Origin of the sequence: Pseudomonas sp. EA_65y_Pfl1_P113 (genome assembly GCF_963970525.1) — a bacterium.
Taxonomy (GTDB): Bacteria; Pseudomonadota; Gammaproteobacteria; order Pseudomonadales; family Pseudomonadaceae; genus Aquipseudomonas; species Aquipseudomonas tritici.
Genome location: NZ_CAXAQM010000549.1, coordinates 1 through 457 on the forward strand (window position 1 = coordinate 1; position 457 = coordinate 457).

Sequence of the window (457 nt, forward strand, 5' to 3'; positions counted from 1 at the left end):
TTCTGTGCCTGCCAAATCGCTTCGTTGCGCAGGGCGGCTTTGTTCGATTTGGCCTTGTAGATCTTGACACCCAGCGCCTTCTGGCACGCCAACAGCCAATCCTGTTCGTCATCCTCACGATCTTTCGCCGCAAATGCTGCTGGATCAGCGACAAAGCGGATCATGTCGGGCGCAACGTCGGGAAAATTCGTGGTAATCATCTGCTTGAGCGACTTGCCAAAAGCCGCGCCGCCCAGCTTGCGTAGCGTCTTTCTGTCCTCCGCCAGGTTGACGCACTCCGCAAGCGTGCGGATTTGACCGAGGCTATTCCGCTGCAATGCTGCGGCCGCCGCAAACAGACCCTGGTCGATCCCGACGATCAGCATCCGGCGCGGATCGTAAGCGAGGGGGCGGACATGCACGGAATAGACGAAATTCGCGTTGACCGGCTTGCCGTGCTGCATCGGCACAGGCTTGT

General features: G+C 59.1%; 1 protein-coding gene. It reads right to left on the reverse strand.

What is annotated here, in order from left to right; genetic code table 11:
• Nucleotides 1-457: hypothetical protein (locus AACY52_RS31020; protein WP_339561497.1), on the reverse strand; the 457-nt coding region annotated here is incomplete at both ends.